Below are 19604 nucleotides of genomic sequence, written 5' to 3'. Positions count from 1 at the left end.
TCTTCGGCGAGGAACGGCTGGCCGACTTCGTCCACCGCGGCGCCGCCGAGGGCGACTCCGCGCCGGAGACGCTCCGGCGGCTGGTGCGTCGCGTGCTCGACCACCAGGCCGACCACCTGCAGGACGATGCCAGCATCGTGCTGTTGGAGTGGCGCACCGGCGCCGAGCGCCGCCTCGACATCTGACCGGCGCCGCGCCCGCGTCGTCCGCCGGCTACCGGCAGGGTGTCCGTCGCTGGTCCACTCCAGCGGCTGGTCAGCCCTGCGGATCACCCGCTTCGGCGGCACCCGTCACCGGCTGTCGTGCCCGCTGAACCGCCCTGGTCAGCGTGGGGCCAGTCGCTGGCTCAGCTCGCGATCAGCACGAAGAAGATGAAGCTCACGAACGACGTGCGGCCTTCGAACCCTGGTGGCAGCAGCTCCGCTGGGGTGTCCGGCGACCACGGCGGTTCACTGACGACGGCGACCTGGAAGCCGGCGTCCGAGAAGGCATCCGTCATGGCGTGCAGCGGCCGGTGCCAGTACGTCAGCACGGCCGGCTGGCCATCGAAGGTGTACTCGTCCGTCCACTCGGTGACGGCGAAGTAGTCGGCGCCGGGGTTCAGCATCTTGTAGAGCAGCGGGTGGTTGACCGACAGCACGAGTCGGCCACCTGGCCTCAGCACCCGACGCAGCTCGGACAGCGGTGCGGTCCAGTCGCGCAGGTAGTGCAGGACGAGCGACGCGGTCACGTCGTCGAAGCCGCCGTCGGCGAAGGGAAGTGGCGCCGCCAGGTCGGCGACCTGCACGTCGGCGTCCCCACCGAGCCGCTCCCGTGCCAAGTCGACCATGACCGCGCTGGAGTCGAAGCCGGTCACGACGGCACCCCGGGCGCGCAGCTCCGCGGCGAGCGGCCCGGAGCCGCACCCGGCATCGAGGATGCGGCGACCGCGTACGTCGCCGGCGAGGTCCAGCATCGCGGGTCGCTCGTAGTGGGCGTTGATGAGGTTGACCTCGTTCTCCGCCGAGTACGCCGCACCGAAACCGTCGTAGTCGTTGACCTTCACGTGGGACCCCGCCTCCGGTGACTGATCGAGCGGTCAACGTATCCGGGCCAGCCACTGGCCCGCCGACACACGCGCAGTGCAGATCAGCGAGTCCGGAGGAACGGGTGTCCCGGCGTCGGCGGCGCGCCCGGAGCTGACCGGGCGAGGTCGGCAGCCGTTCACCGCGTCGGCGGACCCGAGGTCGTGGAGCGGCCGTCAGTGCGGAGCTACTCCGTGAGGGCGGCGCGGACCGCTGGCGCGACCTCCTCGGCGAAGACCTGGTACTGCCGCTCGTGGTCGTCGAGCGGCCACAGGACGAACCCGTTCATGCCCACCTCCGTGACGAGCTCGACGAGACGGTCGACCCATGCGCCGACCGGCTCGTCGAAGGTCCCGGCGGACGTCGTGGAGACGCGGCCGGCGATGTTGTAGACCTTGCGCAGGGCGGCCGGGTCCCGGCCGGCCTCGGTGGCCGCGGCGTCGATGCGCGCGGAGGCGGCCGGCAGCGCGGCCAGGTCCATGTAGGTGTAGCTGGGCAGCCAGCCGTCGGCCCGGGCGCCGGTGAGGGCGAGCATCCGCGGACCGTAGGAGCCGAGCCACAACCCCAGCGAGGGGCTCGGCGCCGGCCCGGGGTGGACGCCGGCCAGCCCGTAGTGCTCGCCCTTCACCCGCACGCTGCGCTCCCCGCTCCACATCGCCCGGACGACGTCGATCGCCTCCTCCAGGGCGGCAACGGCCTCGGCCGGCTGCCGACGCGGGCCGCCCATCGCCGCGATCGGGTCCCACAGCGCCCCGGCACCCAGGCCCAGCTGCACGCGCGACCCGCTGAGGCGGTCCAGGGTCGCGGCGGCCTTGGCGAGCACCGCCGGGGGTCGCAGCGGCAGCGAGATGACGGTCGGCACCAGGGTGACCGAGGTCGTCCGCGCCGCCAGGAAGGTGAGCAGCGTCCAGGTGTCGTCGAAGGCGTGCTGGTACGGGTGGTCCTGGATCGTCAGCAGGTCGAACCCCAGCCGGTCGACGAGCGTCGCCTGGTGCAGTGAGCGGCCGACCGGTTGCGACAGCGGGTCGACGTTGGCTCCGAAGAGCACGGGTAGTGGCACGGCAAGCTCCTGTCGGTCAGCGGCTCCAGCACGTGGAGCCGGTGGTGCGCGTGTTCGGGTCGGGCTCAGGCCGGCTCGACGACGACCTTGCCCTCGATGGGACCGGCAGCGGCCTCGGCGTGCAGCGCGGGCAGTTCTGCCAGCGGGATGTGGCGGGTGACCTCGACCTGCAGGTCCCCGCTGTCGACCAGGGACACCAGCTCGGTGAGGCGGTCCCGGTTGGGCAGCACGAACACGGTCGCTGCGCTGACGCCGCGGCTCTCGTCGCCGGGGGTGGCCATGAACGCGGTGGTGCTGACGACCTTGCCGCCGTCGCGGACCAGGGCCACGAGCGCGGTGAACCGGTCGGGGTCGATGGGGGCGAGGTTGACCAGCACGTCCACCTGCTCCTCGACCGCGTCCAGCAGGTCGGTGGTGGTGTGGTCGATGACCTGGTCGGCGCCGGCTGCGTGGACGGCGGCGCTGCTGCGCGGGCTGGCGGTCGCCACGACGTGCACCCCGGCCCGCTTGGCCAGCGCGACGGCGTACTTGCCGACCACTCCCCCGGCGCCGTTGACCAGGACCCGCTGCCCGGCGGTCAGCTCACCGAGGTCGAACAGCGCCTGCCAGGCCGTCAGCGCCACCGACGGCAGACCTGCCGCGTCGGGCAGCGGGACCTTCACCGGCGCGGGGACCAGCGCCTCCGCCGGGGCGATGACGTACTCCGCCGCGCCGCCGTCCCGCTCCATCGGCAGGAACCCGATCACCGCATCCCCCACCTGCAGACCACCCTCGCCGGTGGTGCCGCCGACGCCGTCCCCGAGGGCGTCGACCGTGCCGGAGACGTCGTAACCGGGCACGTGCGGCAGCTGGATCGGGATGGGAAGGAAACCGCCGCGCATGCCGGCGTCGGCGGCGCTGAACGCCGAGGCCGCCACCCGCACCCGCACCTCACCTGCGCCGGGGACGGGCTGCTCGACGTCCTCGTAACGCAGGACCTCGGGACCGCCTACCTCGTGGAAACGCACTGCCTTCATGTCTGGACCTGCCTTCGCTGGATGTGCCGTTGGGTGCCTTGCCAACCCAACGTCGCAGGTCCCGGCGCGATCAGCCTGGGCCGGATTGGCCCACCTTGATGACCGCCCGCCCATCGGTTGCGCCGACCACCTCCACCAGCCGCGCAGCGTCGGCTGATCGCGGCGCTGCGGTCAGCAGGAGGGCCGCCAGGCCACCGGGGGTCGCGATCAGGTTCCCGTCGAGCGTGACGGAACTCCTGACGCGCCACAGCCGGCGTGTGCTCTCAGGACCTGAAAACACACGATGGCGGTCGGCCGCCTCACCGGCGGAGGAGGTCAGCGCGGCCGTCGGGCCGGCGGTCATCAGGGTGGGCCAGTCCGGCCCAGGCTGCCCGCGCCAGGACCTGCGACGTTGGGTTCGCACCGCACTCCAGCGGCACATCCAGCGGAAGCAGGTCCAGTGGTGAAGGCGGTCCGTTTCCACGAGTTCGGCGGCCCCGAGGTCCTGCGCCACGAGGACGTCGAGCAGCCCGTCCCCGGCGCAGGCCAGGTGCGGATCCGCGTCACCGCCACCTCGTTCAACGGCGTGGACACCACCATCCGCGCGGGTCAGATGCGGGGGCAGGTACCGGTTCGGCTGCCGCACACCCCCGGGATCGACGTCGCCGGCACGGTCGACGCCCTCGGTCCCGGCGTGGACGTCGTCGCGGTCGGCGACCGGGTCGTCGGACTCCTGCCGATGACGGCGGCCGGGGCGGCAGCAGAACACGTGATCGCGCCGGCGGAGCTCCTGACGGGGGCGCCCAGGAGGCTCCCGTTGGCCGACCTGGCGGCCTTGCCGCTGGTCGGCCTGACCGCGTGGCAGGCCCTGTTCGACCACGGCGACCTGACCGCCGGGCAGCGGGTCCTGATCATCGGGGCCGGCGGCGCGGTCGGCGGGTACGCCGTGCAGCTGGCCAAGGAGGTCGGTGCCCAGGTGGTCGCCACGGCCGGCCCGCGCAGCGCTCGGCGCGTCGAGGCGGCGGGCGCCGACGAGGTCATCGACCACACGCTCACCGATCTGACGGCGGCGGTGCGCGAGCCGGTCGACCTCGTGCTCGACCTCGTGCCGGTCACCGAGGAGGAGTTGGCCGCGCTGGTCCCGCTGATCCGCGCAGGCGGTGCACTCGTCACCACCACCGGCGGGCTGCCTGCTCCCTCCGACGAGGGGCGCGGGGTGCGCGGCATCGACCTGGTCGTCCGCAGCGACTCCGACCAGCTCGCCGACCTGGTCGCTCGGGTGTGCACCGGTGAGCTGGTCATCGACGTCGCCCAGCGGGTCGCGCTGGCCGACCTGCCCGCCCTCCACGCCCGGGCCGCCTGCGGCCGGCTCCCCGGCAAGGTCGTCGTCCTCCCGGCCGGCACCTGACCACCCCACCCCTCCCCCACCCACAGAGCTCACGAAGGAGACAGCCATGTCCTTGCACCTCGATCTCGAGATCGCCGCCGCACTGGCCCCCATGGCCACAGCGATGGCGGAGGCCACGCCGCCGGCGGTGGGCGACGTCGACGGGCGGCGCGCCATGTGGGAGCCGATCCTCGCTGCCGCGGGCACCGCCCAGCCGACCCCCGCCGACGTGACGACCAGCGAGCACGTCGCGATCGCGGAGGACGGCGCGCAGATCACGATGCGCTGGTACGCGAAGGACGGGGTGACCCCGGGCTCGGCCGTGCTGTTCTTCCACGGCGGCGGCTACCTCTTCGGCCGCATCGACCACTTCGACGGGCCGGTCTCCCGCTACGTGTCCGCCAGCGGGGTGCCGATGCTGTCCGTCGAGTACCGCCGCGCACCCGAGCACCCCCACCCCACGCCGCTCGAGGACGCCTACGCCGCGCTGCGGTGGCTCCACGAGCACGCCGCCGACCTCGGCGTCGACCCCGACCGCATCGGCGTGATGGGCGACAGCGCCGGCGGCGGCCTGGCAGCGGCGCTGTCGATCCTGACCCGCGAGCGCGGTGGCCCGCAGATCGCCCGCCAGATCCTGGTCATGCCGATGCTCGACGACCGCACCACCACGCGCGACCCGCACATCGGGCCGTACCTGCTCTGGTCCTACGAGGACAACCTCACCGCGTGGCCGGCCCTGCTCGGGGCGGCTGCCGGCGGACCCGACGTGCCGGCCACCGCGGCGCCGGCCCGGCTCGAGGACGCGTCGGGTCTGCCGCCGGCCTACATCGAGGTCGGACAGCTCGACCTCTTCCGCGACGAGGACACCGCCTACGCGACCACGCTCAGCCGGGCCGGGGTGCAGGTCGAGTTCCACCTGCACCCCGGCGCCCCGCACGAGTTCGACGCCATCGCCTTCGAGTCCGACGTCGCCCGGCGGGCCATCGCCGATCGGGTCCGGGTGCTCCGGTCGATCTGACCCGGACCACACGCCACTCCCGTCGGCTGCGCACAGGCGCCGCCGGCGCCTCGACCTGCGCCGACAGATCTCACCCACTCACAGGAAGAAGCAGCCATGCCGCTCATCAGTGCCGGCGATCGCACCGTCCCGATCACCGTGCAGACCCGCACCACGCTCTCGCCCGCAGATGCGTTCCGCCTCATCGTCCCGATCGACCTGTCCCTGGTCTTCACCGGCTGGGGCCCCTTCCCCGGCATCCGCGGGGTCGAGGACCAGACGGCGGCGTGGGACCACACCGGATCGTCCCGGAACCCGCAGTTCACCGACGGGACCACCGCACGGGAGATGCTGACGGAGTACGACGAGCCCTCGTCCTTCGCCTACGAGGTCACCGGGTTCACCAACGTCCTGCGTCGCCTCGTCGCGGGGGTCCGCGGCGAGTGGACCTTCGCCCCGGACGGGCCCGGCACCCTCATCCGGTGGACCTATGAGTTCAAGCCGCTCCCCGGCCGCTCGCTCGTCATGCGGCGGATCGTCGGCCCGCTCTGGCGCAACTACATGACCGCCGGTGTGGTCGGGTCCGCACGCGCCGCCGAGCGGATCCACCGCGACGAGCGTGCCCGCCCGGACGCGGAGGCCTCGGCCCTGCTCCCGTGACGTCGCCGGACCAGCCAGCCCCCGTCCGGGCACCGCAGCCCACCCGGCGGACGCCCTCCGCGTCCGCCCTCCCCTCCCCCGTGCTCCGGCACGCACTCCGAGAATCGAGCAGTCAGATGACCCTCTGGGACCCCATCACCGTCGGCCGCATGCAGCTGCCGCACCGCCTCGCCATGGCCCCGATGACCCGCGACCGGTCCCGGCCGGACGGCGTCCCCACCGAGCTCAACGTCGAGTACTACCGCCAGCGTGCGTCGATGGCGCTGATCGTCACCGAGGGCACCCAGCCCTCCGCGGACGGGCAGGGCTACCTGCTGACCCCCGGCATCCACACCGCCGCCCACGTCACCGGCTGGCGCGAGGTCACCGACGCGGTGCACGCCGAGGGTGGGCGCATCGTCGCCCAGCTCATGCACACCGGCCGCGTCGCGCACCCGGACAACACCCCGCACGGCCGCCAGCCGGTCGCCCCGTCGGCCGTCCGCCCCATGGGCGTCATGTTCACGGCCTCGGGTCCGCAGGAGATGCCCACCCCGCGGGCCCTGGGCACCGACGAGGTCGCCGGTGTGGTCGAGGAGTTCCGGCACGCGGCATCGGCGGCCGTCGCGGCCGGCTTCGACGCCGTGGAGGTCCACGGCGCCAACGGCTACCTCGTCCACCAGTTCCTCTCCGACAACGCCAACCAGCGCACCGACGCCCATGGCGGCTCGATCGCCAACCGCATCCGGTTCGCCGTCGACGTCGTCTCGGCGGTGGCCGACGAGGTCGGCGCCGACCGCACCGGCCTGCGCATCTCGCCGAGCAACCCCTACAACGACATCGTCGAGGCCGACCCGCACACCCTGTACTCGGCCCTGCTGAGCGCCCTGGCGCCGATGGACCTCGCCTACCTGCACCTGCTGCACTTCGGCGACGAGGACCTGCTGCGGGACCTGCGCCGGGCCTGGCCGACGGCGCTCCTGCTCAACCGGGCGGGCACCGACATCGACACCCGCGTGGCCGACCTCGACGCCGGCCTCGCCGACGTCATCACGGTCGGTGCCCTGGCGCTGGCGAACCCCGACCTCCCGGCCCGCGTCCGAGCCGGCGCGCCGCTCAACGACGCCGACCCCACCACCTTCTACGGCGGGGACCACCGCGGGTACACCGACTACCCCACGCTCGAGGAGGTCACCAGCCGTGCTCGTTGACGCGACCTCCGACCGCTACGCCGCGGCGACCCGACCGCACAACTCCTCCCGCGAGCAGCGACCCACCCGGGTCGCGGTCGTCGCCCGCCCCGAGGACATCGCGCCCGCGCTGGACGAGGTGGCCGCGCTCGCGCGGTCGTCGGGCACGCCGCTCGAGGTGGTGCCGCAGGCGACCGGCCACGGCGCGGGCGCGCCGGTGGACGACGGAGCGGTGCTGCTCGACACGTCGGGGCTCACCGACGTGTCCATCGACCCGACCTCCCGCGTCGCCGTGGTCGGGGCCGGCACGACCTGGGCGGCCGTGAACGCCGCCGCCGAGCAGCACGGACTGCTCGGGCTCGCCGGCTCGGCCCCCAGCGTCTCGGTGTCCGGGTACACCTTCGGCGGCGGCATCGGGTGGCTGGTCCGCCGGGACGGACTGGCCAGCGGAGCGCTCCGCGCCGTCCACTACGTCGACGGCAGCGGCGGCTCGCGCACCGCCGCGGACGACGCTCCCGACGAGGTGGACCGCGCGGCGATGTGGGCCTTCCGCGGGGCCGGCGGGGTCGGGATCGCGCACACGCTGGAGTTCGACCTCGCCCCCGCGCCGGACCTCCATGCCGGGGCGCTGCTGTGGCACGCCGACGCGCTCCCGGAGCTCATCGACGCCTGGGCGCGCACCATCGGGACACTGGGCGGCACCGTCTCCTCGAGCATCGGGGTGCTCCACGTGCCTCCGATGCCCCCGTTCCCGGAGGAGCTGCACGGGGAGGTCGCCGTCCACCTCGCGATCGCCGATCCTGATGGGCCGGGCGCGGCGGCCCCGCTGCTCGACGCGATGCGCGCAGCTGCGGAGCCCGTCTCCGACAGCTGGGGCCCGACCGACGCGGCGGGCCTGTCCCGGATCCACCTCGACCCGCCGGTGGCGACCGCGGCGATCGGGGACGCGCGGTGGCTCGACGCGTCGACCCCGGACATCGCCGGAGCGCTGCTCGCGACCGCGGCAGCGGACGACGCCGCGATCGTGATGATGGAGATCCGCCACGTGGCCGGGGCACCGGCCCGCCGTCCGGGGGCCGTCGTCGCCCCGCCGGGCGACTTCCTCTACCACGCCGTCGCGCCGCTCACCCTGTTCCCCCGGGACCGGATCGAGGCCGGCTTCGCCCGGGGGCGAGCCGTGTGGTCGACCGCTGATGCCGGCTCGACACCGGGCTCGTGGGTGGAGGGGGCGGCGAGCGTGCCGGATGCACTGCCGGCCGACGTCCGCGCGCGAGCCGCGGCGGTCGCCGACACCGTCGACCCGGGCGGCCGCATCCGGCGGTCCCGCCTGCTCGGGTGATCCGCGCGCCCGGGCGACGGCTGCTCCTCAGGCCAGGGCACGCTCACGCGCTGCCGCGGCGGCCCGTTCCGCCGCGGCGACGCCGGGTCAGGAGTGCGCAGCCCTCGCAGTCACCTCCTGCAGCTCGGACAGCGTCATCGCCGGTACCGGGAGCGCACCCGGACCGTCCCGTCGCGCGGCGGTTCCCGGCGTCCCCGAGGGCAGCTGAGGCTGCGGTCCGGTGGGCGCGGGTCAGCCGCCGACCCGGCCGAGCGGTCGATAGCGGAGGTTGACCTCCTCGACCGGGTCGCCGTTGCAGAACTCGAGCGGCACCGGGGCCCCGCCCGGGTCGTCGTAGAGCCGCACCCCGTCGCCAAGGAGCACGGGCAGGACGTGCAGGTCCATCTCGTCGAGCAGGCCGCGCTCCAGCAGCTGCCGGCCGATGGTCGGGGACAGCACCTCGACGTTCTTGCCGCCTGCAGCCTGCCGGGCGATCTGCACCGCCTCGGCGACGTCGCAGCTGAGGAAGGTCACCCCGTCGGCGGGTTCGGCGTCCTCGGGGTGGTGGGTCAGCACGAAGACCGGCCCGCTCCAGTCACCGCCGTACACGGCGCCCGCGTCCGGGAAGGCGTCCCAGCCGTCGCGTCCGCCGAGGACCGCTCCGGTCGTCTGGACGTACTCCTCGATCAGGCCCGGCCGGTTGGTCGCCTCGGGCATCCAGTCCATCCGGTGACCCGGACCGGCGACGTACCCGTCGAGCGACATGGAGAAGTGCCACAGCACCTTGCCTGCAGCTGTCTGGGGAGATGTGTCGTGCATCGGGACCACTCCTTCGCGCCGACGTGAGTCGGTCGACTCACCTCTATGACGGTAGGGGTGCACGGGAGGTGAGTCAACTGGCTCACCTCTCGTGTCAGACTGATGCCATGACCCGCGAGCTGCCCGAGTACCACCAGCGCGTGGCCGAGGAGAACCGTGCGGCCGTCCTCGCCGCCGCCGAGGCCCTGTTCCTGGAGAGCGGTTACGACCGGACGTCGCTCGCCCGGGTGGCCGAGCGCGCGGGGGTCTCGAAGGCGACCCTGTTCAAGCAGTTCCCGACCAAGGCCCTGCTGTTCGAGGCGACCGTGCTGGCCGTGGGCCAGACCCCGGGAGGGAGCGTCCCCGTCCCCCCGACGGGCGACCTGCACGCCGGTCTCCTGGCGCTGGGGCGGGCGTACGCCGAGGTGCTGGTGCAGCCCCGGACCGCCGACCTGCTCCGGCTCCTGATCGCCGAGGCGCCACGCTTCCCCGAGCTGAGCGAGCGGACCTTCGACTTCGGCACGCTCCCCGCTCTCGTCGCCCTCGGCCGCTACCTCCGGGCCGAGCACACGGCGGGACTGGTCACGGTGGACTCCCCCGACACCGCCGCCACGCAGTTCCTCGGCATGATCGCGAGCGCGGTCTTCTGGCCCCGGCTGGTCCACGCCACCTGGTCGATCGACCAGGACGGGGTCAGCCGCGCGGTCGAGGAGGCCGTCCGGACGATGGTCGCGCGCCTCCGCATCCCGGGACCGCGCCACTGAACACGCGTGCCCCCGAGGTCGTGGACGCCCTACACCGTCGGCCGCGACACCCTCTCCACGGTGCCACCGCCCACGGCGCCTTCGGCGGAGCCCTGGCCCGTCGATGTGCCCGTGGACCAGCTCGAGGACCCCGCGGCTCGCCACAGGACCACCGCCAGGAGGAGGCAACCGACGGCGACGAGACCTCCGTGCAGGACGCGCACGGGAGGTGCGGCGAAGAACTGGGGCAGGTACAGCACCAGACCGACGGCGAGCGGGACCGCGGACCACCGTGGCAGCCGGCGGCTCCGCCAGACCGACACGGCAGCCAGCACGGCACCCACCGCGAGGACGAGGAGCCCGCCGCCGAAGACCGCCACTTGCACCGGCCCCATTCGGATGTCACCGACCAGGTCCTCCAGCACCGGCTCCCCGGTCCGGAGCGCGTGCCGACCGATCTCGTGGAGGGCGAAGGTCTCCGCGCCGAAGTAGAGCAGGACCAGACTGACGCCGAACCCGGTGGCGCCGGACGCTGCCCGGGCCAGGCCCGCACCCGGCCCGGCGGGGATGGCCTGCCGCAGTGCCAGGATGCCGGGCAGGAGCAGCGCGAAGGCGAGCGCGCCGGACAGGTGCGAGATCAACCAGGCCGGCGAGGCGAACGCCTCGGCGGTCCGGGAGGCCGTGGCGTCCCCCCACGGCCGGGTCGCCGGGAACACCAGGAACAGCGCCGCCGCGACGGCCAGCGCGCTCGGGCCGACCGGCCTGCCACGTCGCACGCCCGGCGTTCGCCGGATGGAGGAAGGCGAGGTGGCTACCGGGGGCATGAGCATTCCTCTCGACCGAGAGCGGCGCTCCCACCGCGATCACCGTAGAGCGAGCGGCGCTCTTGGTCCAGAGCGTCGCTCACATGTCACCGTGCCGCGCTGCCACTCAGGGACGGCGCGCAGCCGGGACGGCCACGATGCGGCTCTGCACCTCACGTCCCCGCCGACACCGAGCCGGCACGGTCCACCACGTCAGCCGCGCGGCACGGCCCCCAACAGCATGGTCCGGGTCGCCAGCGTGAGGGAGTCCTGCAGTTCGAGGTGCAGGACGGCGAGCGCCGGTTCGGCCGCGTAGGCGGCGCGCACGCCGGGCGGCGGCGAGCTGTAGGGCGCCAGGGCGCCGGCCAGGACCAGGGTCTGGAAGCAGAACGTCTCGGCCGCGGCGCCGAGTTCCGGCACGTACCGGCGCATGAGGTCGGCCATGGCCGCGAGCCGCACCAGGGCCGCGTGCTTGTGACGCGTCACCACCTCGGCGGTGACGTTCCGCTCCAGGACGCCGCCCTGCGCCCCCAGCAGGTCGCAGAGCACCCGGTTGCCAGCCAGGGACCGGGCGAACACCGCGGACAGCTGCTCGGCGCGCGGCACCAGCAGCAGGCCCGTGTCGACCCCCGTCGCGAGGTCGTCGGCCAGTCCGGTGAGCCAGTCCTCCAGGACGGAGTTCATCAGCTCGAGGAGCACGCCCTCGCGGGAGTCGAAGTAGCGCAGCACGTTCGACTTCGCCATGCCGACGCGGCGACTCAGCTCGTTGAGGCTGACGTCGGCCACCGGCATCTCGTCGAGCATGGCCGCCGCCGTGCCCAGGATCGCCCGACGCCGGATCTCGCGCTGCTCCTCACTGCGGGCTCGATGGAAGGTCATGACCCGACCATAACATTTGCAGACCACCGGTCTCTTGACAGCAGACCGGTGGTCTCTTAACGTCCGGAGAGACAGCAGACCGCCGGTCTCTTCAGGAGGACGCATGAGCACCACATGGACGGCACAGCACGTTCCCGACCAGCACGGCCGGGTGGCGGTCGTCACCGGCGCCAACACCGGGCTGGGCTTCGAGACCGCCAAGGTCCTCGCCGAACGCGGCGCCGCGGTGGTGCTCGCCGTGCGGGACGTCGACAAGGGCGCACAGGCCGCAGCCCGCATGACCGGCGACGTCACCGTGCAGCGGCTCGACCTGACGTCGCTGGACTCGGTCCGCGCCGCCGCGGCCGAGCTGCGCGCCGCACACCCGCGGATCGACCTGCTCGTCAACAACGCCGGGGTGATGTACACCCCGAAGCAGACGACGCAGGACGGTTTCGAGCGGCAGTTCGGCACCAACCACCTGGGCCATTTCGCCCTCACCGGCCTGCTGCTCGACCTGCTGCTGCCCGTCCCCGGTTCACGCGTGGTGACGGTCAGCAGCAACGGCCACCGCATCCGCGCGGCGATCCACTTCGACGACCTGCAGTGGGAGCGCTCGTACTCCCGGGCCGGCGCCTACGGGCAGTCCAAGCTCGCCAATCTGATGTTCACCTACGAGCTGCAGCGCCGGCTCGCCGTGCACGGCACGACCACCGTCGCGGCGGCCGCGCACCCGGGGGTGTCGAACACCGAGCTCGTGCGCAACTCCCCCGCCGTGGTCCGCGCACCGATGGACCGGCTGGCTCACCTCATCACCCAGCCGGCCGCGATGGGCGCCCTGCCGACGCTCCGGGCCTCGACCGACACCGCCGTCCTGGGCGGGCAGTACTACGGCCCCAGCGGCCGCGGCGAGGTCCGCGGGCACCCCCGGGTCGTCACGTCCAGCCCGGAGTCGTACGACCTCGCGGTCCAGCAGCGGCTGTGGGCCGTCTCCGCGGACCTCACAGGCGTGGAGTTCCCGGTATGAGCCCCAGTTCCCCTCCGATCCCCCGTCCAGCAGCGACGGGGTCGACGGGCGATGACGAACACGCCCGACCTCACAGCGCCCCCGAGACGAGGTGTCCCGACGTGTCGATCCTGAGCGAGTTCATCCGTGCGCCGATGACGATCGGAGCTGTCGCAGCCAGCGGGAGGGAGCTGACCCGCGCCGCGATCGCACCGGTGCCCGTCGGTGCAGACGTGGTCATCGTCGAGCTGGGTCCGGGCACCGGGGCGATGACGACAGCCATCGAGCAGCGGCTCGCCGGTCGGGGCCGACAGCTCGCGATCGAGGTCAACGCACGGCTGGCCAGGGCCCTGTCCACCCGGCACCCAGCCGTCGCTGTGGTCCAGGCCGACGCCGCCGAGCTCGGCACGGTGCTCACCGACCGCGGCATCGCGCACGCCGACGTCGTCGTCAGCGGCCTGCCGTGGGCCGCATTCGGGCCGCAACAGCAGGAGCACCTCCTCGACACGGTGGTCACCGGTCTGTCGTCCGATGGCGTGTTCACCACGTTCGCGTACGTCCACAGCCGGTGGACCCCCGCCGCCCGACGGTTCCGCCGGGCACTGGAGGCGCGGTTCGACGAGGTGCTCATCGGCCGGACCGTGTGGCGCAATCTCCCTCCGGCTCTCGTGTACTACGCGCGCCGGCCCGTGCGAGCGGGACGAGGGACGGTCGGCGATCAGCTGATGACCCGGTCGGCGCGCCCCAGGTTGCGGATGAGCTCCTCGCGACTCTGTCCGTCGACGTGATGGCGCCACATCGGCGTCCCCGGCGCGCTGCGCCATGACTCGCTGAGTGGGCTGTTGTCGACCGCGTCGAACCCGAGGTCGTCGTACAGGCGGGTGACGAGCTCGACGGCGTCCGGGAAGTCGCTCGAGACGACCAGCGCCGTCCGGTCGGGTGCGCCGGCCGGCCTGGCCAGCCGCACCAGGGCGGGCAGCCTGTCGCCCGGGACGCGGATCGGGTGGCGTGCGTGGAACTGGACGTGCGAGAAGGCCTTCACGACCTTCGACGCGGGCAGCTGCTCCTGACGCAGCTGGTGGATCGTCGTGCGGCCGAGGTCGACCTCCGGGATGTGCCCGTCGCGCCAGACCATGTAGTTGTTGTTGTCGATCACGACCTTCCCCCGGAGCTCCTCGACCGGCAGCCGGGCGGTGGGTGTGTACGGGAACGCGGTGACCGCGAAGTCGGCCGCCGCAGCGGCCTCTGCTGCGTGCGCAGCGCGCGCCCGTGGACCCAGCTCGCTGATCAGACCAGCGAGCGACTCGGGTCCTCGCGAGTTCGCGATCACGATGTCGTAGCCGGCCGCGATCGACGCCCGGGCGAGGGTGCTCCCTGCCTGACCGGCGCCGAGGATGCCGATGGTCGTCATGGTCGGAGCTCCTTGCTTCATGGGAGGGGGCGCGCCTCGGCGTTCCCGCCTCGCGAGGCGCTGTTCGGCCTCAGGCGTCGCTGGAGCGGCCTTCGCGGCTGCTCACCAGGGCAGTTCCCCTGCCTCGTCCTGGAGGGTCCCCGTCGGGCCGTCCGGTCCGAGGGTGGCCAGCCGCACGACGACTCGGGCGCTCTCCTCGACCGGTCGCCCGATGCCGAACGCCGCGGTCATGTCGGTCGCGGTGGTGCCCGGCTCGAGGGCGTTGAACCTGATGCCCGGGTGCGCCTTGGCGTACTGCACCGTCAGCATGGTCGCCGCCGCCTTGGACGCCGAGTACAGCGCGAGCGGCATACCGGACTCCGGCCGCTCGGGGTTGGTGACCGCCCAGAACGACCCTGCGCTGCTGGAGATGACGACGACGTTCGGGGTCGACGACCTGCGCAGCAGCGGCAGTGCCGCCTCCGTGACGCGCACGATCCCCACCGCGTTCGTGTCGAAGGAACGCAGCGCCGCCGGGCCGTCGAGCCCGGTCTCCAGGACGCCCGCGTTGTGGACCAGGACGTCGAGGCGGCCCTCGGCCGCGTCGATCGCCGCCAGTGCGCCGGCCACCGAAGCGTCGTCGGTGACGTCGAGCTGGACGGACCGCGCGCCGATCTCAGCGGCGGCCTTCTCACCGCGCTCGACGTCCCGCGCGCCGATGTAGACGGTGTGCCCCAGCTCCGTGAGCTGTCTGGCGGTCTCGAACCCGATGCCCTTGTTGGCGCCGGTGATCAGGGTGACGGTCATGGTGTCCTCTCGACGTGCTCCGCCCGAAGGGGCCGTCGGGGACGTTATGGGCCGGAACGGGAGTCACCCAGAGCCCTCTACAGCCTGGGGTCCGACAGAGCCCCCGCTGATCGCTGCCAGCGGCCTAAGGTCGCGAGCGTGGACGAGTCGGCGAACCCGCTCGGGTCCTTCCTGCGGGCCCGGCGCGAACTGGTGACGCCCCAGCAGGCGGGCATCCCCGACGGCGGGGTCCGGCGGACGCCGGGCCTGCGGCGGGAGGAGGTCGCCCTGCTCGCCGGCATCAGCGCCGACTACTACCTACGGCTGGAGCGCGGCCGTGACCGGCACCCGTCCCTGCAGGTGCTGGAGTCCATCGCGCGAGTCCTGCAGCTCGACGACGACCACTTCGCCCACCTGCTGACGCTGGTCGCGGAGGTCCCCCGGCAACGGCAGCGCCGGCCGCGCAAGGAGACCCCACCGGCAGGAGTGCTCAAGCTCCTGGACTCCCTGGTGCAACCGGCCTTCATCGAGGACCGCTACTTCGACGTCCTCGCCTCGAACCGCCTGGCCGTCGCGCTCTCCCCCGGTCTCGCCATCGGGGGCAACCAACTGCGGGACCTGTTCCTGGACCCCGCCCAGCAGGCGCTGCACCCCGAGTGGGAGCAGGTCACGGAGTGCTTCATCGCGAACCTCCGGCAGGCCGTCGGCACCGACGTCGACGACCCACGGTTCATCGAGCTCACCGGTGAGCTGACCCTGGCGAGCCCGCGGTTCCGGCAGCTGTGGGCCCGGCACGAGGTACGCCGACAGTGGGGGACGCCGATCCGGCTCGACCACCCCCAGGTCGGGGAGATGACCCTCAACCGGGAGCGCCTGGCCGTCAACGGCACCGACCACCTGATGCTGGTCGTGTACCACCCGGACGCCGGTTCCGAGGCCGCGGAGAAGCTGTCGCTCCTGGCCTCCGCCGCTCAGCCCACGTCGGACACCGAGCACGACGTCGCACGGCACAGCTGACCACGACGCCGACCAGAACCCGACGACACCACGGAGGGTCTCGAACCGGTCCCAGGTGCCGGGCGCTGCCGCCTCGTGGTGCCGCATCTCGGTCAACGACAACGTGTGGACGAGCGGCTCCAGCCTCCGAGGCATCCCCGACACGTGAGGGTCACCCTCGTGTCAGGAGCGCAGCACCGTTCTCGTCGTAGCTGAACGGAGTCCCGGGGTCCCAGCTCATCGACCGTCCCGGTGGCAGAACGCTGATCCCACCGCTCAACTGCGTGACCTGGCCCTGCTCTGGTCCGAACTCCATCGATGCCTGCTCGTTCGGTCGTCAACAGGACTCAGAGGACTTGCACGAGCGTGCCGCCGTCAGCACGCAGGGCGCTGCCGTTCGTGGCTGCGGAGAGCGGGCTGGCGAGGTAGGTCGCGAGCGATGCCAGCTCGGCAGGGTCGAGGAACCGCTGGACGAGTGAGGTGGCGTTCCCCTGCGCGATGACGGCCTTCATGTCCGCCTCGGGGAGGCCCCGGGCCTCGGCGATGGATCGGACCGCTGTCGCGACGCCGTCGGAGTAGGTCGGGCCTCCGACGATGGCGTTCACCGTGACCTCGCTGCCGCGGGTCAACTTGGCGAGGCCGTTGCTGAGCGCGAGCAGAGCCGCTTTCGTGACCCCGTAGTGGATCATGTCAGCCGGGACGTTGACGCCGGACTCGCTGCTGATGAAGACGACGCGGCCCCAGCCCCGGGCGAGCATGCCGGGCAGGAGCTGCCGGGACAGGCGGACGGCACTCATGACGTTGACGTCGTAGAACAACTGCCAGTCCTCGTCCGTGACCGCCGCGAAGGGCTTCACCTCGAAGAGGCCGACGTTGTTGACCAGGATGTCGACGGCACCCAGCGCATCCAGCACCTCCCGGACCTGCGTGTCGTCCGCGAAGTCGCCTGCGACGCCGGACACCTCGACGCCGTACTCCTCCGCGCGCAGGCGCGCGACTGCCTCCTCGACCCGTTCGGACCCACGGCCGTGCAGGACGACCGAAACCCCTTCGGCAGCGAGGGCCCGAGCGGTGGCGTAGCCGATCCCCTGCGTCGATCCGCTGATGAACGCGCTCTTGCCCACAAGCTGTAGATCCATGTCCGACCTCCGAGTTTCACTTGCCTGAGCAAGCGAAACTAGGCCGCCTTCACTTGCCTCGTCAACTGACCTAAGCTGCGCGCATGCGCTGCCTGGATGACCTTCGACATGGGTGAGGCGCCCGACCCGCCCGGGTTCGAGGACGATGAGCTGCTCACGTGGTCCGGCTTTGCGACCGTCCTCGAGTGGCTGCCAGCACTGCTGGACGCCCAGCTCCAGCGGGACGCCGACGTCACGCACTTCGAGTTCGGCGTCTTGTTCGCCCTCCTGCACGCGCCGGACCGCACGCTGCGGATGAGCGTCCTGGCGGGCTACGCGAACAGCACGTTGACCCGGCTCTCCCGCGCAGTGACACGGTTGGAGCGACGGCAATGGGTCCAACGCGCCGTCGACCCTCGGGACGGGCGCTACACCCTGGCGACCCTCACCGACCTCGGGCGGGACAAGGTCGAGGAAGCCGCGCCGGGACACATCGCGACCGTCAGGCGGCTGGTCCTGGAGCCCCTGACGAGAACGCAGCAACGCCAACTCCAGGACATCACCCGGCGCATCCTCTCTGCAGCCGGCGCCGGACGAGCCTGGCGACCACCGAGCGGATGACGCACAGCTCTCCTGCGAGGAGAGCGACGACGGCTGCCGACGGCTGGGAGCGAACGCTGCCTCCGCCCAGCTGCCGATGGTCCCGGTACGGCCCCGACCGGCCGGTCACCTACGGCATCAACGGCATCAACGGCTCGATCATCGCCCACTGCCCACCGGACAGCTCGGCACCGGTGCCCAACGGTTCAGGAACGGCGCCCCAGGGTCGACCTCATGCGTGCTGTGCCGGCGTGAACTCCGCCGACACCCACCACGTCCTGTCGACCAACTGACCTGTCGACCGTTGCCACGTCGACGCAAGCGTCGCGCCGAGGTTCTCGGAGTCAACTCGCGCCCCGCGACGCATCGAACCCACGGACGCGTGAGCGCAGGTACCTCGCGACGGCGGGGTCCTCGGTCAGGTCAACGGCCCCGCTCGTGAGCCTCCGCGGCGTCAGGTCATGCCCACTTCGTGGATGCGCCAGCCGCCCCGTGGCATCCACGACCCGCCACCACGGCACGTCGTGACCGCCGTTGCGCAGGACCTGGCCGACGGCGCGCGCGCCCGTGCCAGCCGCCTCGGCGAGATCGCCACAGGTCATCACGTGCCCGCTGGGGATCGAGGACACGGTGCTCAGGACCCGCGCCGCCACGTCGCTCACGATGTCGCCCCTTGTTGCCGCCGATCGGGTGTCCCGTTCTCCTCCCCGCCCGCCCCTCCCAGGACGAACCCCCCGGGTGGCGAGAGGACCCCGTTCGCCTGCACGGTGACGTGGTGCGGCCCCGGGTGGTAGGTCCGGGTGGTGATCGGGCGGAAGGAGTGGGTCTTCGTGACGGCGGTGCTGCCGCCGGCGGGGATGCGTCGTGACCCGAGCTTGAAGGTCTTCGCGCTCACGGCCCCGTTGGCGCGTCGGAACCCGACGGAGTAGTCGATCGCCACGATCGCCTCCGTCTGCCCGTCGTTGGTGACGACGGCCGTGAACGTGAGGTCCCCTCCCCAGGGGACGACACCACCGGAGACGCGCGGTCGGGCCACGCGCAGGCTGCTCCCGGTGAACCCCACGAGTGCCAGCGCGGTGGGATCGGCCCGCTTGATCAGCGTCCTCAGGCCGTGCCGGAGCACCCAGGGGGTGTTGGCGTCCGGCTCGCCGGCCCACGCGGCGGCTACTTCCGTGACGACGGAGGGATCGACGCGACTGAGGTCGTTGAGGTGGTTGGCGACCGAGCGCCGCACGTACTCGGCCGGATCGCGATAGGTGGCGTCCAGGATGGCTCGTGTCGCACGAGGACGGGCGAGCAGCCAGGGCACCCGTTTCGCCCAGGGCAGGTAGGCGCGAGAGCCCTCGGTGGCGAGTCGCCGCACGTGCTCGCTGTCATGCTCCGTCCAGGTCTGCATGATGCGGAGGCCGCGCTCGGGTCGCGCGTTCAGGAGCTCGCGGACGGCGAACTCGCCCGTCAGACCGACGGTGAGCCGGGCCAAGAGCGCCATGGCGGCGTCGAAGTCCCGGGTCGACGCGGTCTCGAGTGCTCTCGACGCGATGAACTCCGTGGTGGGCCAGATCATCCAGCCGCCGAAACGCGGCTCGTCCAGGACGTCGAGCACCACTCGCTCGGCGGCGGCGAAGCCCGCCGGGACGTCGCTGCGGAGAGCATCGCGGACGATGTCCACCCGCTCCCGGAGGCGGACGTCCCGTACGGCACCTTCCGCCTGCACCAGAGCGGGGAAGTCGCTGGTGGGCGCGACCGCTTCCAACGCAGCCCGTAGCCGTCCAACGACGACTGGGCTGATCAGTTCGTCCATGGCACCCACGGCGACTCCTCTCTCGCAGCAGCACGTCTTCTGCGTCCGATGCTGC

23 protein-coding genes are annotated in these 19604 nt (G+C 72.6%); 11 read left to right on the top strand and 12 right to left on the bottom strand.

The genetic code is table 11. From position 1 onward, the window contains the following. Positions 1-17: 17 nt before the first annotated feature. Positions 18-185, top strand: a complete 168-nt coding sequence (locus tag O2W15_RS23930; RefSeq protein ID WP_331253891.1) for a hypothetical protein — start codon at positions 18-20, stop codon at positions 183-185. 161 nt (positions 186-346) lie between these two features. On the opposite strand, the gene O2W15_RS23790 is transcribed toward O2W15_RS23930, so the two are convergent. From O2W15_RS23790 to O2W15_RS23775, 4 genes are all read right to left on the bottom strand, one after another. Further along, on the bottom strand, positions 347-1045 hold the full coding sequence (locus tag O2W15_RS23790) for a class I SAM-dependent methyltransferase (RefSeq protein ID WP_269181261.1): 699 nt from the start codon (positions 1043-1045) through the stop codon (positions 347-349). 206 nt (positions 1046-1251) lie between these two features. Continuing rightward, positions 1252-2124 carry an LLM class flavin-dependent oxidoreductase gene (locus tag O2W15_RS23785; protein ID WP_269181260.1) on the bottom strand — a complete coding sequence of 291 codons (873 nt, stop codon included), beginning with the start codon at positions 2122-2124 and terminating at the stop codon, positions 1252-1254. Positions 2125-2189: 65 nt separating this feature from the next. After that, positions 2190-3140 carry an NADP-dependent oxidoreductase gene (locus O2W15_RS23780; protein WP_269181259.1) on the bottom strand — a complete coding sequence of 317 codons (951 nt, stop codon included), beginning with the start codon at positions 3138-3140 and terminating at the stop codon, positions 2190-2192. Between the two features lie 70 nt (positions 3141-3210). Beyond that, positions 3211-3483, bottom strand: coding sequence for a hypothetical protein (locus tag O2W15_RS23775; protein ID WP_269181258.1), 273 nt, complete (start codon positions 3481-3483; stop codon positions 3211-3213). Positions 3484-3582: 99 nt separating this feature from the next. On the opposite strand from O2W15_RS23775, the gene O2W15_RS23770 reads away from it, so the two are divergent. From O2W15_RS23770 to O2W15_RS23750, 5 genes are all read left to right on the top strand, one after another. Continuing rightward, a complete protein-coding gene (locus tag O2W15_RS23770; protein WP_269181257.1) occupies positions 3583-4527 on the top strand; it encodes an NADP-dependent oxidoreductase in 945 nt (314 codons plus the stop codon). Between the two features lie 46 nt (positions 4528-4573). Then, positions 4574-5524, top strand: coding sequence for an alpha/beta hydrolase (locus O2W15_RS23765; RefSeq protein ID WP_269181256.1), 951 nt, complete (start codon positions 4574-4576; stop codon positions 5522-5524). A gap of 96 nt (positions 5525-5620) precedes the next feature. Further along, complete coding sequence (locus O2W15_RS23760; RefSeq protein WP_269181255.1) at positions 5621-6163, top strand: SRPBCC family protein; 543 nt, start codon at positions 5621-5623, stop codon at positions 6161-6163. A 116-nt stretch (positions 6164-6279) separates the two neighbouring features. Next, positions 6280-7353 (top strand): alkene reductase, encoded by a 1074-nt coding sequence (locus O2W15_RS23755; RefSeq protein WP_269181254.1) that lies wholly within the window; start codon positions 6280-6282, stop codon positions 7351-7353. Continuing rightward, complete coding sequence (locus O2W15_RS23750) at positions 7343-8671, top strand: FAD-binding oxidoreductase (RefSeq protein WP_269181253.1); 1329 nt, start codon at positions 7343-7345, stop codon at positions 8669-8671. The genes O2W15_RS23755 and O2W15_RS23750 overlap by 11 nt, the downstream gene beginning before the upstream one ends. 231 nt (positions 8672-8902) lie before the next feature. On the opposite strand, the gene O2W15_RS23745 is transcribed toward O2W15_RS23750, so the two are convergent. Continuing rightward, positions 8903-9469 carry a dihydrofolate reductase family protein gene (locus O2W15_RS23745; RefSeq protein WP_269181252.1) on the bottom strand — a complete coding sequence of 189 codons (567 nt, stop codon included), beginning with the start codon at positions 9467-9469 and terminating at the stop codon, positions 8903-8905. A gap of 107 nt (positions 9470-9576) precedes the next feature. Between O2W15_RS23745 and O2W15_RS23740 the strand changes: the two genes are divergently transcribed. After that, a complete protein-coding gene (locus tag O2W15_RS23740) occupies positions 9577-10212 on the top strand; it encodes a TetR/AcrR family transcriptional regulator (RefSeq protein WP_269181251.1) in 636 nt (211 codons plus the stop codon). A 29-nt stretch (positions 10213-10241) separates the two neighbouring features. On the opposite strand, the gene O2W15_RS23735 is transcribed toward O2W15_RS23740, so the two are convergent. Both O2W15_RS23735 and O2W15_RS23730 read right to left on the bottom strand, forming a co-directional pair. Continuing rightward, on the bottom strand, positions 10242-10967 hold the full coding sequence (locus tag O2W15_RS23735) for a hypothetical protein (protein ID WP_269181250.1): 726 nt from the start codon (positions 10965-10967) through the stop codon (positions 10242-10244). Between the two features lie 240 nt (positions 10968-11207). Beyond that, a complete protein-coding gene (locus O2W15_RS23730; protein ID WP_269181249.1) occupies positions 11208-11873 on the bottom strand; it encodes a TetR family transcriptional regulator in 666 nt (221 codons plus the stop codon). Between the two features lie 103 nt (positions 11874-11976). On the opposite strand from O2W15_RS23730, the gene O2W15_RS23725 reads away from it, so the two are divergent. Continuing rightward, complete coding sequence (locus O2W15_RS23725; protein ID WP_269181248.1) at positions 11977-12879, top strand: SDR family NAD(P)-dependent oxidoreductase; 903 nt, start codon at positions 11977-11979, stop codon at positions 12877-12879. 101 nt (positions 12880-12980) lie between these two features. Further along, entirely contained in the window at positions 12981-13646 is a 666-nt protein-coding gene (locus O2W15_RS23720) for a class I SAM-dependent methyltransferase (protein ID WP_269181247.1), read from the top strand. Here O2W15_RS23720 and O2W15_RS23715 read toward each other — a convergent pair. Together O2W15_RS23715 and O2W15_RS23710 are read right to left on the bottom strand one after the other, a co-directional pair. After that, positions 13577-14269 (bottom strand): NADPH-dependent F420 reductase, encoded by a 693-nt coding sequence (locus tag O2W15_RS23715; protein ID WP_269181246.1) that lies wholly within the window; start codon positions 14267-14269, stop codon positions 13577-13579. The two genes, O2W15_RS23720 and O2W15_RS23715, sit on opposite strands and share 70 nt — an antisense overlap. A 102-nt stretch (positions 14270-14371) precedes the next feature. Further along, positions 14372-15055, bottom strand: coding sequence for an SDR family NAD(P)-dependent oxidoreductase (locus O2W15_RS23710; RefSeq protein ID WP_269165074.1), 684 nt, complete (start codon positions 15053-15055; stop codon positions 14372-14374). Positions 15056-15193: 138 nt separating this feature from the next. Here O2W15_RS23710 and O2W15_RS23705 point away from each other — a divergent pair, with 138 nt between their 5' ends. Further along, the gene (locus tag O2W15_RS23705; protein ID WP_269165075.1) at positions 15194-16051 is read left to right on the top strand and encodes a helix-turn-helix domain-containing protein; all 858 of its coding nucleotides are present in this window, start codon (positions 15194-15196) and stop codon (positions 16049-16051) included. Positions 16052-16377: 326 nt separating this feature from the next. Here O2W15_RS23705 and O2W15_RS23700 read toward each other — a convergent pair whose 3' ends face one another. Further along, positions 16378-17169, bottom strand: coding sequence for an SDR family NAD(P)-dependent oxidoreductase (locus O2W15_RS23700; RefSeq protein ID WP_269181245.1), 792 nt, complete (start codon positions 17167-17169; stop codon positions 16378-16380). Between the two features lie 96 nt (positions 17170-17265). On the opposite strand from O2W15_RS23700, the gene O2W15_RS23695 reads away from it, so the two are divergent. After that, positions 17266-17769: a MarR family winged helix-turn-helix transcriptional regulator gene (locus O2W15_RS23695; protein WP_269181244.1), complete on the top strand. Its 504-nt coding sequence runs from the start codon at positions 17266-17268 to the stop codon at positions 17767-17769. Positions 17770-18092: 323 nt separating this feature from the next. Here the strand turns inward: O2W15_RS23695 and O2W15_RS23690 are convergent, their stop codons facing one another. Then, complete coding sequence (locus O2W15_RS23690) at positions 18093-18410, bottom strand: MGMT family protein (RefSeq protein WP_269181243.1); 318 nt, start codon at positions 18408-18410, stop codon at positions 18093-18095. Beyond that, complete coding sequence (locus tag O2W15_RS23685) at positions 18407-19549, bottom strand: DNA alkylation repair protein (protein ID WP_269189519.1); 1143 nt, start codon at positions 19547-19549, stop codon at positions 18407-18409. The genes O2W15_RS23690 and O2W15_RS23685 overlap by 4 nt, the downstream gene beginning before the upstream one ends. Between the last annotated feature and the right edge of the window lie 55 nt (positions 19550-19604).

The sequence above is a fragment of the Modestobacter sp. VKM Ac-2979 genome (assembly GCF_026967995.1).
In the GTDB taxonomy this organism is placed as follows: domain Bacteria; phylum Actinomycetota; class Actinomycetes; order Mycobacteriales; family Geodermatophilaceae; genus Modestobacter.
The sequence above is the reverse complement of the archived record's forward strand: the minus strand, read 5'-3'. Positions and strand labels throughout refer to the sequence as shown.

Bases quoted from the DNA above. Each gene is read 5' to 3' on its own strand.
- O2W15_RS23780 (WP_269181259.1), bottom strand. From the start codon at position 3,140: ATGAAGGCAGTGCGTTTCCACGAGGTAGGCGGTCCCGAGGTCCTGCGT.
- O2W15_RS23730 (WP_269181249.1), bottom strand. From the start codon at position 11,873: ATGACCTTCCATCGAGCCCGCAGTGAGGAGCAGCGCGAGATCCGGCGT.
- O2W15_RS23740 (WP_269181251.1), top strand. From the start codon at position 9,577: ATGACCCGCGAGCTGCCCGAGTACCACCAGCGCGTGGCCGAGGAGAAC.
- O2W15_RS23685 (WP_269189519.1), bottom strand. From the start codon at position 19,549: ATGGACGAACTGATCAGCCCAGTCGTCGTTGGACGGCTACGGGCTGCG.
- O2W15_RS23695 (WP_269181244.1), top strand. From the start codon at position 17,266: ATGACCTTCGACATGGGTGAGGCGCCCGACCCGCCCGGGTTCGAGGAC.
- O2W15_RS23775 (WP_269181258.1), bottom strand. From the start codon at position 3,483: ATGACCGCCGGCCCGACGGCCGCGCTGACCTCCTCCGCCGGTGAGGCG.
- O2W15_RS23710 (WP_269165074.1), bottom strand. From the start codon at position 15,055: ATGACCGTCACCCTGATCACCGGCGCCAACAAGGGCATCGGGTTCGAG.
- O2W15_RS23700 (WP_269181245.1), bottom strand. From the start codon at position 17,169: ATGGATCTACAGCTTGTGGGCAAGAGCGCGTTCATCAGCGGATCGACG.
- O2W15_RS23725 (WP_269181248.1), top strand. From the start codon at position 11,977: ATGAGCACCACATGGACGGCACAGCACGTTCCCGACCAGCACGGCCGG.
- O2W15_RS23755 (WP_269181254.1), top strand. From the start codon at position 6,280: ATGACCCTCTGGGACCCCATCACCGTCGGCCGCATGCAGCTGCCGCAC.
- O2W15_RS23715 (WP_269181246.1), bottom strand. From the start codon at position 14,269: ATGACGACCATCGGCATCCTCGGCGCCGGTCAGGCAGGGAGCACCCTC.
- O2W15_RS23765 (WP_269181256.1), top strand. From the start codon at position 4,574: ATGTCCTTGCACCTCGATCTCGAGATCGCCGCCGCACTGGCCCCCATG.
- O2W15_RS23760 (WP_269181255.1), top strand. From the start codon at position 5,621: ATGCCGCTCATCAGTGCCGGCGATCGCACCGTCCCGATCACCGTGCAG.
- O2W15_RS23745 (WP_269181252.1), bottom strand. From the start codon at position 9,469: ATGCACGACACATCTCCCCAGACAGCTGCAGGCAAGGTGCTGTGGCAC.